10 protein-coding genes are annotated in these 12012 nt (G+C 72.9%); 1 reads left to right on the top strand and 9 read right to left on the bottom strand.

Annotation, left to right across the window (positions count from 1 at the left end; translation table 11 throughout):
• Window positions 1-7 precede the first annotated feature (7 nt).
• From kdpA to RB614_RS07580, 3 genes are all read right to left on the bottom strand, one after another.
• Window positions 8-1648 (bottom strand): potassium-transporting ATPase subunit KdpA, encoded by a 1641-nt coding sequence (kdpA, locus tag RB614_RS07590; RefSeq protein WP_308711659.1) that lies wholly within the window; start codon window positions 1646-1648, stop codon window positions 8-10.
• The gene (kdpF, locus tag RB614_RS07585; protein ID WP_308711658.1) at window positions 1648-1737 is read right to left on the bottom strand and encodes a K(+)-transporting ATPase subunit F; all 90 of its coding nucleotides are present in this window, start codon (window positions 1735-1737) and stop codon (window positions 1648-1650) included. The genes kdpA and kdpF overlap by 1 nt, the downstream gene beginning before the upstream one ends.
• 272 nt (window positions 1738-2009) lie before the next feature.
• The gene (locus RB614_RS07580) at window positions 2010-2459 is read right to left on the bottom strand and encodes a hypothetical protein (protein ID WP_308711657.1); all 450 of its coding nucleotides are present in this window, start codon (window positions 2457-2459) and stop codon (window positions 2010-2012) included.
• Window positions 2460-2619: 160 nt separating this feature from the next.
• On the opposite strand from RB614_RS07580, the gene RB614_RS07575 reads away from it, so the two are divergent.
• Window positions 2620-5751: an ATP-binding protein gene (locus RB614_RS07575; RefSeq protein ID WP_308711656.1), complete on the top strand. Its 3132-nt coding sequence runs from the start codon at window positions 2620-2622 to the stop codon at window positions 5749-5751.
• Here the strand turns inward: RB614_RS07575 and RB614_RS07570 are convergent.
• From RB614_RS07570 to RB614_RS07545, 6 genes are all read right to left on the bottom strand, one after another.
• Window positions 5742-6527, bottom strand: coding sequence for an ABC transporter permease (locus tag RB614_RS07570; protein WP_308711655.1), 786 nt, complete (start codon window positions 6525-6527; stop codon window positions 5742-5744). The two genes, RB614_RS07575 and RB614_RS07570, sit on opposite strands and share 10 nt — an antisense overlap.
• Window positions 6524-7552, bottom strand: coding sequence for an ATP-binding cassette domain-containing protein (locus RB614_RS07565; protein ID WP_308711654.1), 1029 nt, complete (start codon window positions 7550-7552; stop codon window positions 6524-6526). The genes RB614_RS07570 and RB614_RS07565 overlap by 4 nt, the downstream gene beginning before the upstream one ends.
• 68 nt (window positions 7553-7620) lie before the next feature.
• Window positions 7621-8280, bottom strand: coding sequence for a hypothetical protein (locus RB614_RS07560; RefSeq protein ID WP_308711653.1), 660 nt, complete (start codon window positions 8278-8280; stop codon window positions 7621-7623).
• Window positions 8281-8324: 44 nt separating this feature from the next.
• The gene (locus RB614_RS07555) at window positions 8325-9212 is read right to left on the bottom strand and encodes an NAD(+)/NADH kinase (protein ID WP_308711652.1); all 888 of its coding nucleotides are present in this window, start codon (window positions 9210-9212) and stop codon (window positions 8325-8327) included.
• On the bottom strand, window positions 9209-10234 hold the full coding sequence (locus tag RB614_RS07550) for an SPFH domain-containing protein (protein ID WP_308711651.1): 1026 nt from the start codon (window positions 10232-10234) through the stop codon (window positions 9209-9211). The genes RB614_RS07555 and RB614_RS07550 overlap by 4 nt, the downstream gene beginning before the upstream one ends.
• A gap of 167 nt (window positions 10235-10401) precedes the next feature.
• Window positions 10402-11007, bottom strand: a complete 606-nt coding sequence (locus tag RB614_RS07545) for a hypothetical protein (RefSeq protein ID WP_308711650.1) — start codon at window positions 11005-11007, stop codon at window positions 10402-10404.
• Window positions 11008-12012 lie beyond the last annotated feature (1005 nt).

Raw genomic sequence — 12012 nt, 5'->3', positions numbered from 1 at the left:
AGGGCGGCTACAGGCCCTCGGCCAGGGGGCCGAGGGCGAGGGCGGGCAGGAACGTGAGGGCGACGAGGACGACCGTCACGCCGGCGACCATGCCGACGAACAGCGGCCGGTGGGTCGGCAGCGTCCCGGCCGACTCCGGTACCGGCTGCTGCCGGGCGAGCGAGCCGGCCAGGCCGAGCACGAGCACGATCGGCAGGAACCGGCCGAGCAGCATCGCCAACCCCAGCGCGGTGTCCCACCAGGCGGTGTTGACGGTGATGCCGGCGAACGCCGAGCCGTTGTTGTTGGAGGCCGAGGTGAACGCGTAGAGCACCTCGGAGAAGCCGTGCGGGCCGACGTTGAGCGCGGTCTCGTGGTTCTTCGTCGCCATCGCGGCGGCCGTGCCGATGAGGACCAGGGCCGGCGTGACCAGGAAGTACAGCGACGCGAACTTGATCTCGCGGGCGCCGATCTTCTTGCCCAGGTACTCGGGCGTCCGGCCGACCATCAGCCCGGCCACGAACACCGTGATCACCGCCAGGACGAGGATGCCGTACAGGCCGGCGCCGACCCCGCCGGGCGCGACCTCGCCGAGCATCATGTTGACGATCGGCATCATGCCGCCCAGCGCGGTGTACGAGTCGTGGAACGAGTTGACCGACCCGGTCGAGGTGAGCGTGGTCGCGGCCGCGAACGTGGCCGAGTTGGGCACCCCGAACCGGGTCTCCTTGCCCTCCATCGCGGCGCCCACCGCCTGCGGCACCGTACCGCCGTGCGCCGACTCGAAGCCGATCGTCAGCGCCACGCTCGCGATCGCCAGCACGGACATGACCGCGACGATCGCGTACCCCTGCCGGTTCTGGCCGACCATCCGGCCGAACACCCGGGGCAGGCTGAACGGGATGCAGAGCAGCAGGAAGATCTCGATCCAGTTCGTCCACGGCGTGGGGTTCTCGAACGGGTGGGCCGAGTTGACGTTGTAGAAGCCGCCACCGTTGGTACCCAGGTCCTTGATCGCCTCCTGGGAGGCGACCGGCCCGCCGGTGATGTGCTGCGTCGCGCCGCCCAGCGTGGTCACGTCGGTGCCGCCGGAGAGGTTCTGCACCGCACCGCCGATGATCAGTGCGATCGTCGCGAGCACGCTGATCGGCAGCAGGATGCGGATCGTGATCCGGGTCAGGTCGACCCAGAAGTTGCCGAGCTGGTCGGTCCTGCGCCGGGCGAAGCCCCGCACCAGGGCGACCGCGACCGCGATGCCGACCGAGGCGGAGACGAAGTTCTGCACGGCGAGGCCGGCCATCTGCACCAGGTGGCCCATCGTGGACTCACCCGAGTACCACTGCCAGTTGGTGTTGGTCACGAAGGAGACGGCGGTGTTCCACGCGCCGTGGGTCATCACGTTGTCGAAGCCCAGCGACAGCGGCAGGTAGCTCTGCAGGCGCATGAAGCCGTACAGGAACAGGATCGACACCGCCGAGAAGGCCAGCACGCTGCGGGCGTACACGCCCCAGGTCTGCTCGCCGGCCGGGTTGACCCCGACCAGCCGGTAGACGCCCCGCTCGACGGCGGAGTGCCGGGTACCGGAGACGACCCGGTACATGTAGTCACCCAGAAAGCGGTACGCCACGGCGAGCGCGGCGATCAGGGAGAGGACGAAGACGACACCCATCAAAACCGCTCCGGAAAGAGCAGGGCCGCGACCAGGAAGATCGCCAGGCCGGCGGAAATGACCAGACCGATCACGTTGACGGCGTTCACAGCCGCTCCACCGCCCGTACGACCAGGGCGAGGACCACGAACAGCCCCACCGTCAACAGCACCAGGGCTATGTCGGCCACTGGGGTGCCTCCTTCAGGAAAGCCTCAAATTGCGTATATCGGTTGTACCGTGTCGGGTCGGCCGGCAACGCCAACTCGCGGTCGGCCGGCCGTCGACCGTGCCGGGCAATACAAACGCCTGCTCGCGCGCGCCGTAAGGGCTCTTGACGGGATCCATACGGCGCCGCCTCGTTTCTTGACGGACCCTTGACGTCAGCGGTGACCCACGCCGCGCCGCACCGGCTCCTCGCGCCCGTCACCGGCGGCCTGTGCGTGCCGCAGCCACCGCTGCCCGAGGCCCAGCGCGGTCGCGAAGGCGATCACGGCCAGGTGCCACCCGCACTCCGGGCCGTCCCAGGACAGGTCGCCGAAGCGGTGCACCAGGAAGCCGTTGAACAGCAGGTATCCCAGGCCCGCCGTGGCCAGCGCCGCGCGGGTGCCCGCGGCGAGCGCCGCGTAGACGCCGGCCGCCACCGCCACGACGAGCAACCGGCCCGAGGTGTCGCCGCGCGGAAACAGCACGGCCGCCACGGTGGTCGCGGCCGCCATCGCCGCCGCGCCCGCCGCCATGTCGATACCGAACGGGGTACGCCCCGCCTCCGCCCGCACCACGCACTCCTGACCAGCCTCCGGGCGGCCGCCGATCGGCCGCGCGCTGCCCATGAAAACGCGGGCCCGGGGGCGGGACGAGGTTCTTGACGCTATCCGTACGCGTCCATACGCGATCCTGACGCGCGCCGCGCCGCTACGATGCCGCCCCGTCCGGCAGGGGGGTCGACACCGCTTGCCGCGAGCCCGGGTGACCCGCGCCTAGCCTGGTGGGGTGAGCGTCGATCTGGTCCTGCTCCGCGGCGTGTCGTACCAGGGGCAGGAGATCACCGGGCACCGGATGCGCGGGCTGCTGGCACTGCTCGCCGGCGACCTGCGTACGGGCTGCGGCACCGCACGCCTCGTCGACGGGCTGTGGCCGGAGGAGCCGCCCGGCAACCCGACCAAGGCGCTGCAGGTGCTGGTGTCCCGGACCCGGGCGCAGCTGGGTTCGGGCGTCATCGCCAGTACACCCAAGGGGTACCGGCTGCTGCTCGCCGAGGACCGGGTGGACAGCAGCGCCGTGCTGCTGCGGGCGGCGGCGAGCACCCGGCAGCTGCGCGCGGGAGACCACGCGGCCGCGCTCGCCCACGCCGAGGCCGGCCTGGCCCTGTGGGACGGTACGCCCCGGGACACCGTCGTGACGGACGACCCGGTGGAGGCGCTGCGGGCCGAGCGGGTGGCGGCGCACCGGTCGCTGGTGCGCACCCGGGCGCTCGCGCTGGCTCGGCTGGGGCGGCACGGGGAAGCCGTCGAGCCGCTCACCGCCCTCGCCGCCGACCTGCCCCGCGACGAGGAGGTGCTGCTGGAGCTGCTGCGCGGCGAGGCGGCCACGGTCGGCGCGTCGGCGGCGCTGGCCCGCTACGAGGCGTACCGCCGGGCGTTGCGCGACGAGCTGGGCACCGACCCGGGCGCCGCGCTGCAGGCCGCGTACCAGCATCTCTTGCGGGGTGACACGCCGGTGGTCCGGCAGGGCGTCGCGGCCGAGCCGAACCCGCTGCTGGGTCGCGACGAGGACCTGGCCGCGGTGGCCGCGCTGGTCCGCCGGTCCCGGGTCACGTCCATCGTCGGCCCCGGTGGCCTGGGCAAGACCCGGCTGGCGAACGCGGTCGCCCGGGACGCCGAGCAGCGAGTGGTCCAGGTCGTGCCGCTGGCCGGCGTGGCCACCGACGCCGACGTCGTCCGCCAGGTGGCGTCGACGTTCGACGCCGCCGAGCCGCGGCTGTCCCACCCGGCGGTACCGCCGGACCCGGTCGCCGGCATCGCGGCCGCGCTCGGCTCCGGGCCGGCCCTGCTCGTGCTGGACAACTGCGAGCACGTGGTCGCCGGCGCCGCGGAGCTGGTCCGGGCGCTGGTCTCGGCCCTGCCCGAGCTGCGGGTACTGACCACCAGCCGCACCCCGCTGGGCCTCTCCTCGGAGTCCGTGTACGCGCTGCCCGAGCTGAGCCTGCCGACGATGGTGGAGCTGTTCGCACAGCGGGCGAGGGCCGCCCGCCCCGGCGTCGACCTGCCCGCGGAGGCGGTCGCCGAGCTCTGCGGCCACCTGGACGGGCTGCCGCTCGCGGTCGAGCTGGCCGCCGCCCGGGTACGGGTGATGTCGGTCGCGGAGATCGCCGAGCACCTCGGCGACCGGTTCGCCCTGCTGCGCGGCGGGCCCCGGGACGTACCCTCGCGGCACCAGACCCTGCACGCGGTGGTCGAGTGGAGCTGGAACCTGCTGGACCCGGCCGGCCAGGCGGCGATCCGCGCGCTGTCGGTCTTTCCGGGCGGGTTCACCGCCGGCGGCGCGCGGCGTCTGCTGGGCGGCGAGGCCCTGCGCACGCTGGAGGACCTGGCCGACCAGTCGCTGCTGAAGGTGGTCGACACCGGTTCCGGCGCGCGGTTTCGGATGCTGGAGACGGTGCGCGAGTTCGGCGCCGCACGGCGCGCCGCGGCGGGCGAGGACGACGACGTGGCCGCCGGTTTTCTCGCCTGGGCCAGGGAGTTCGGGCTGGCGCACCACGAGGCGGCCCTGGGACCCGACCCGGCCTCGACCGCGGACCGGATCAGGGCCGAACAGGACAACCTGCTGCAGGCGCTGCACCAGGCGGTCGCGCGCGGCGACAGCACCACGGTGGTGGCGACGACCGCGGTCCTGGGCGCCCTGTGGATGATCGAGTCGAACTACGCCCGGATGGTGGCGCTGACCGCGGAGGCGGGCTGGATCCTGTCGCACTACCGGCCCGGCCCGGACTTCGTGGAGGTGACCCGGACGGCGGCGACGCTCTGCACCGGCTTCACGTTCAGCTCCGAGGGGCCGCGGGCGGTACGTTCGCTGGTGGCGCTGCGCCGGCTCCCGCCCGCACCGCCGGACACGCTGACCCGGGCCGGCGCGATCGTCCTGGCGGCGGTGCCGGAGCTGATGGCGGGGAGCCGGCGGCTGGACGAGCTCTGCGGCAGCGGCGTGCCGTTGCTCGCCGCGGTCGCCAACGCCGTCGCCACCTACCTCTGGGAGTACCAGGGCGAGCCCGACCGCGCCCTGTCCGCGGCCGAGCGGATGCTCGCGGCGTCGCTGGACCAGCCGGTGCCGTGGGCGCGGCTGCTCGCCCGCGCCCGGATCGCCGACCTGTACCTCCAGTCCGGGCGGGGCGCGGAGGCGCTGCCCCACCTGGAGGTCGCGATGCGGATCCTGGAGCAGGTCGGCATCCGGCACGAGACGCTCGGCGTCCGGCTCGGCATCGTGCTGGCCAACCTGCAGCTCGGCGCCCTGGACGCGGCCGAGCGCCAGCTGGCCCTGTTCGAGCCGGACCAGCCCGAGGAGGTGGTGGAGCTGAGCTCCTTCCTGGCCGTACGCGCCGAGATCCTGCTCGGCCGCGACCAGACCGAGGCCGGCCTGCGGACGTGGCGGCGGGTCGCCGGGATGGCCCGCGAAGCGGTGGAACGCGGCGACGTGCCCGGCCTCGACAGCTGGACGCTGGAGGTGGAGGCGGCGACCGTCATCGCCCACGTCCGGCACGGCCGGCGCGAGCTCGTCGCCCCACTCGCCGCCGCGCTGCCGGAACGGCTCTCGGCGCTGCTGGCGGCGCTCGCCGCCAACCGCACGTCCCTGGCCGGCTTTCCCCTCGGTGGCGCGCTGCTGCTCGCACTGGCCACAGTGGACCTGGACCGGGGCGAGACGGGCTCCGGCGTACGGCTGACCGCGCTGGCCGAGCGGTTCCACTACATCCGCGGCTTCCGGCCGGCCATGTCGCCGGAGCAGGCACGGCAGGCCGCCGAAGAGGCCGACAAGGCGGCGTACGCGGAAGCGGTCTCCGCGTACGCCGCCCTCGGCCCTGACGAGATGCTCGTGGCCGCCCGGGCGGCGCTGCGCGAGCGGCCTCAGGCCTGACGGTTGTACAGCTTCCTGGCCCACAGGTAGCCGACCAGCGCGATCCCGGCCGACCACGCGGCGGCGGCGATCCCGCTGGACCCGATGCCGGTACCGAGCAGCAGCCCGCGGATGGTCTCCATGATCGGCGTGAACGGCTGGTACTCGGCGAACCACCGCAGACCCACCGGCATCGAGTCGGTGGGGACGAACCCGCTGCCGAGGAACGGCAGAAAGACCAGCGGCTGCGGCAGGTTGCTCGCGCTCTCCACGGTCTTGGCCGCGAGGCCCATCGCCACCGACAGCCAGGTGAGGGCGAAGGCGATCATCGCCACGACACCGGCGGCCGCGACCCATTCCAGGACGCTGGCGTTCGGCCGGAACCCGATGGCGAGCGCCACCCCGACGACCACCGCCACGGCGACGGCGGTCTGCACCATCGCGCCGACGACGTGGCCGGTCAGCACCGAGACGCGGGCGATGGCCATGCTCTTGAACCGGGCCACGATGCCCTCGGTCATGTCCATGGCCACCGAGATCGCGGTACCCATCGCCACGGCGGCCACCGCCATCATCAGGATGCCCGGTGCCACGTAGTCCACGTACGCGCCGCGGCCGCCGGAGCCGGAGCCCAGGCCGTTGCCGAGCGTACCGCCGAAGACGTAGACGAACAGCAGCAGGAACACCACGGGCGTACCCACGAGTTGCAGGATCAGCGACGGGTACCGCCGCATGTGCGTGATCTGGCGGCGCACCATCGTGGCCGAGTCCGCCAGCGCCAGTGACATGGTGCTCATCGCACAGCCTCCATCGTCGTCTCGTCGGTCCGGGCGGTCTCGCCGGTCTGGGCGGTCTCGTCGGTCATCCGGCTCTTACCGGTCAGGGCGAGGAACACGTCGTCCAGGTCGGGTGTGTGCACGGTCAGCGAGTCCACCTCGACCGACGCGTCGTCGAGCCGGGCGAGCAGCGCCCGCAGCGAGTGCACTGCGCCGTCGTGCGGCACCTGGAGCACCAGCGACTCGTCGTCCCGGCCGTCGGCGGCGAGCGCCCCGCCGGCCGCGGTGAGGGTCCGGGCCGCCAGGTCGAGCTCGTCCGGGTCGGTGAACCGCAGGCTGACGTGCCCGCCCGGGATGCGGCGCTTGAGCTCGTCGGGCGTACCCTCGGCCACCACCCGGCCCTGGTCCAGCAGCGCGATCCGGTCGGCGAGCTGGTCGGCCTCCTCCAGGTACTGGGTGGTGAGGAAGATGGTCACCCCGCCGGCCACCAGCTCCCGGATGATCTGCCAGAGGCCGCGCCGGCTGCGCGGGTCGAGACCGCTGGTCGGCTCGTCCAGGAAGATCACCCGCGGCGCCCCGACGAGCGTCATCGCCAGGTCCAGCCGGCGCTGCATGCCGCCGGAGTAGGTCCCGGCCAGCTTGCCCCGCGCCTCCACCAGGTCGAACCGCTCCAGCAGCTCCGTCGCCCGCCGGCTCCCCTCCCGCCGGCCCAGGTGGTGCAGGTCGGCCATCAGCCGCAGGTTTTCCTCGCCGGTCAGTAGCTTGTCCACCGCCGAGAACTGCCCGGTCAGCCCGATCGCGGCCCGTACCGCGTCCGGCTCCCGCGCCGGATCGTGCCCCGCCACCCGGATCTCGCCGCCGTCGGCGCGGATGAGCGTGGACAGGATCTGCACCATCGTGGTCTTGCCGGCGCCGTTCGGGCCGAGCAGCGAGAAGATCGTCCCTTCGGCGACGGTGAGGTCGATGCCGTCGAGCACGACCTTGTCGCCGTACGACCTGCGCAGCCCGCGCACCGCGATCGCCGGTCGGATGTGGTTGTCTGCCATGCCCCGAACGGTCGCGCCGCCCGGTTTCACCGCGGCAACACCCCGGCAACGCCGGGCCCGGTCCCCCGTTACCGGGGCGACGCCAGCAGCGCCTCGGCCAGGAGCAGGTCGTGAAACATCCACTTTCCGGCCGCGTTGCCGTCCCGGCGTACGGCCGCGAACCCGTCGCCGCGCAGCACGGTCACCCGCCGCCACGACCGCGGCGGCTCGCCGGTGAGCGCGGACAGCTCGGCCGGCCCCATCGGGCTGGGCCCGACCGGGGCGCCGCCGCTCGGCGGCTCGCCGACGAGGGTCGCGGCCCGCTTCGGCTCCTGGACGATGTGCACCGCCCGCCCGTGCCGGACGCCCCGGTAGACCACCGCGCCGACCGTGAACCCGCCGAGGAAGCCGCCGGCCAGGTCGGGCACCCGCAGGTACGCCGGCATCTGGACCAGCTTGAGCCCGAGCCCGCTGACCGTCTCGCTGGCCGCGCGGGCCATCGCCCCGTACGCGTAGAAGAAGTAGCCGCAGAACAGCAGGCCGAGCCCGCCGAGGATGCCCGCGCCGACCATCGCGTACGTGACGGTGTGCACCACGTACATCGAGATCCCCACGGCGGTCATGAGGACGGGCACCCCGAAGTAGACCAGCCGGACCTGCCGCAGGGCGGCCTGGCTCCGGCGCACCCCGGCCAGGTCGGGCACGAGTGTCAGCCGCTGCTGGATCAGCTCCGCGCGCTTTCGATCCATGGCCGGTCCCTTCGCCGTGTAGGGGAACAGCGTAGGAGGCACACTCAACGGCGCGGCACGATGCTGAGTGAGCGGTCAGCCAGGCCGATCCGCAGGCGCTGGCCCCAGCCGAGCTCCAGGTGGTCGCCCTCCAGCCCGTCGGCGAAGGCGACCAGCCGCTCCGACTCGCTGGTCAGCTCCAGCCACTCCGCGCCGGCCAGGCGCCCCTGGGTGAGCGTGGTGCCGGTCGCCGGCGAGGGCCAGGCCTCCCGGATGAACCAGCACAGCGCAGTCTCGGTCGGGCCGGGCAGGGCGGGCGCCGGCGCCAGCGTACGGGCGATCGAGGCGCACCACCCGGTGGCGCCGGTGCCGGTGCCGACCACGACGCCGGAGGAGGACTGCCGCTCGCGGGCGCCGCCGGCCGTGCCGAGGACGTAGCGCGCGGACTGGTGGCTCGGGTGTCCGATGTAGACCTCGTTCAGCCCGTACAGCCGCTGGCCGTCGTCGAGCTCGGCGACCACCATGGTCCGGTGCTCGACCGGCAGCTCGCGGCGGAGCAGCGCGGCCACGGCGGCCGGGGCGTGCTGCACGAGCACGCCCGGGTTGCGCTCCGGCTCCGGGTCGACGCCGATGACCGGCTGCCCGTCCAGGTACTTGGCGACGTTGGCCACCAGCCCGTCCTGCCCCACCGCCAGCACGACGTCCTCCGGCCCGAAAAGGAACCGGGGCAGGTCGTCGCGGTCCACGTGGCCACGCCGCCAGTCGGGCGGGACGGCCGCGCCGACCGTGGTCAGCGCGGCCGCCTGTGCCTCGTGCCGCTGCCGCACCTGCGCCAGGTCGCGGCCGCGCTGGCGCAGGAAGTAGCCGGCGGCGCCGAGCGTGCCGTGGCGGGCCAGCAGCTCGTCCAGCTCGCTGCGCCGGGTCACGGTCACCAGCCGGGTTGGAAGCGTCATCGCTCGCCGTGCCCGTTGGCCAACCGGCCGACGAGCTTGGTCACCACGTCGGGCGTGATGGTCAGCTCGCCGATCTGCGGGAGCTGGCCGGCCAGCTTTTCCAGGGCGAGGGCGTAGAGGACCGCCTCGGGGACGTCGCGGTAGGCGGCCAGCCGGGCGACCTCGGCCTCCGCGGAGGCGAGACCCACCGCGCGTACACCGTCGGCTCGGGCCTGCTCGCGGGCCCGCTCCGACTCGGCGGCGAGCCGGGCCCGGTCGGTCTGTCCCTGGCTGCTGACCAGCTTGGCGGCCGCCTCCAGCTCGGCTGCCCGCCGGTCGTTGGCCCCGCGCTGCTCGACCAGCTGCTGCTCGCGGCGGGCCAGCTCGATCTTGTTTTGCAGCTCGTTCTCCGCGATGGCGCGCTCCTGCTCGACGGCGACCGCGCGGCGCGCGTAGCTGGCCCGGTCGGCCTCCTGCTGCACCGCCTCCCGGGTCGGGGTCTGCAGCGCCCGCTCCACCTCCGGCTCCGGCCGGATCGCGACCACCCGGGAGGAGACCACACTCGCCCCGATCTCGGCGAGCCGCTGGTCGCCGGCGAGGGCCGAGGCCACCGCCTCGCGGACGGTCGCGATGCCGGCCAGCGCCTCGGTGAGCGGGACCCGGGCGAGCAGGTCGAGCGCGGGCTGCTGGGCCAGCTCGGCGAGGAGCGTCGCCACCTGGTCGAGCGGCTGGCCGCGCCATCCGCCGCGGAGCGGGTCGATGGAGAAGTCGAGCCGGGTGGCGGCCAGGCCCGGGTCGCTCATCCGGTACGTCACCGTGGCCTGCACGGTCACGTCGGCGAAGTCGGCCGTGCGGGCGTGGAACAGCAACGGCAGCTCACGGTCGTCGACCGGCACCTCGGAGAGGACCGCGTGCAGTGGCCGGTACCAGAACGACGTGCCGACGCCCTCGTGCCGCACCCGCCCGCGGACGACGTGCCGCACATAGGCCGTCGGCGCCCCGCGCAGGTGCCGCAGGAACAGTCTCCTCGTGATGTCGGCCATCCCGACCCCTCCCTCGTTATCGTCGTCTTGACGATAACGGCCTCATGGGCTTCTCGTCAAGGTGGCGAGAATCTCCGGGCGGCCGGACAGGCGAGAGCTGGCCGGGTCCCTCCCGGGGGGAGCGAGGGACCCGGCCAGCGGTCTCTATTTCGTTGTTTCGTTGGGGGTCAGCTGTTCCAGTGGTCGGCCACGGTCTTGGCGGCCATCGACTCCCACTGCGCGTAGTGGAACGGGAACGCCGACACCTGCACCGCCTGCGCGGCATCGGTCAGCGGCATGTCCCGCCACCCGTCAACATTCTTCAACCCCGACAAAAACGCCGTCGTCGAATACGCCGGATCGGTAATCTGCTCCGGCGAACCCCAACCCGAAGACGGACGCTGCTGGAACAACCCCAACGAGTCATGATCGTTCACATCACCCAGATGACCCAGGTTCACCAGCTTCGACTCCTGCAACGACGTCGCGATCGCCACCACCGCGGCCCGCTCGTCCATACCCGCCTTCTTCGTCGCCGCGATAATCGCCTCAGCGTTATCCACCTGCTCACCCGACAACGCGAAGTACGACTGCTCACCCTGCACACCATGCGGGACCAGCTTGTCCATACCCGGCTTGTCCGCCTTCACCTGCGCCACCGACACCACCGCCGGCGCACCCTGCGTACCGTGGGCCGGCGAAGCCAGCGCCGCCGTGGACGGACCGAGCAGCGCACCACCAGCGAAGGCGAAACCCGCGACCGCGGTCACCGTCTTACGCAGCATCGTGTTCATACCCGACACTCCAATCCAGGGGGAAAAACGCGCACACACGCGCCCGACGCCGAATTCGACGCCACAAAACAAATCAGGGAAAACAACGGGGGGAAAACACAAGCACCCGGCGGACTCACACTCACCGGCGCGGGATAGTCAACGACCCGACCCCACCCGGCATTCCCACCGGAGCCCCGACCCGACCGAACCCTTTCGCGAGCCGCCTATACAACGGCCCCGGGCCGCCGGCCATTCCACCGAACTCCGACCCACCACCCGGCACCGCCGGGCTTCTTCGCGGGCCGCATGCATAACGACCCCGGGTGCCGGCCAATTCCGCCGGGCGACCGGACATCCGGCGCGCGACGCACATGGATTCACACACCGGACGCCGCCCAAACCGCGTATCCAGACACAGATATGAGCTACCGCGACCCATCGCGGCCCAGTCCCAATGCCGCTCACGCCAATTCGACCAAGGTCGTGAACTGGCCACGCTCAGGAGCGTCAGGCCATTGACCGGCCAGGCGGGGCCGGGCCGCGATCGCCACCGAGCGGCGGGCGACGGTCGAGATCGTGGTACGTAGGTGCCCTCGGGCGGGCGGATTCGTACCACGATCTGCTGGGACGGTCCGCCGTCGAGCCGTGCGTCCCTTGATCGGCGCTGGCGGTCGGTTTGGGCGTGGCCGGTGATCGTCGGCCCGAAATCGGGGTCATAGGTTGAGTGGCATCGGGTCCGGACCGTCGCTCCCGCGGCCTCACCGTCCGCGTCTGTCACGGTCGCCCTCTACCGCCTCCGACCATCGCGACGGCGCCGGGCATGCGGATGCCCCGTCTGTGCGGGCAGCTCAAGAGCTCCGCGCACGCGGCCGGTGGATCCGTCCGGGCTTGTCCCGCGGAGCCGGCAGCGGAGGCCGGGGAACTCGGCGAGCGCTAGCGAGCCGCCGGCCAGAGCGGTGCCCGCGGGAGCGAACGCAGCCCGGTGGCCGGGCCCGGGATCGATCGGGGTGTTGTGGCGAAGGG

Origin of the sequence: Phytohabitans maris, assembly GCF_031085175.1 — a bacterium.
In the GTDB taxonomy this organism is placed as follows: Bacteria; Actinomycetota; Actinomycetes; order Mycobacteriales; family Micromonosporaceae; genus Phytohabitans; species Phytohabitans maris.
Note: the sequence above shows the minus strand (reverse complement) of the source record. Positions and strands in the feature narration are given on the sequence as shown.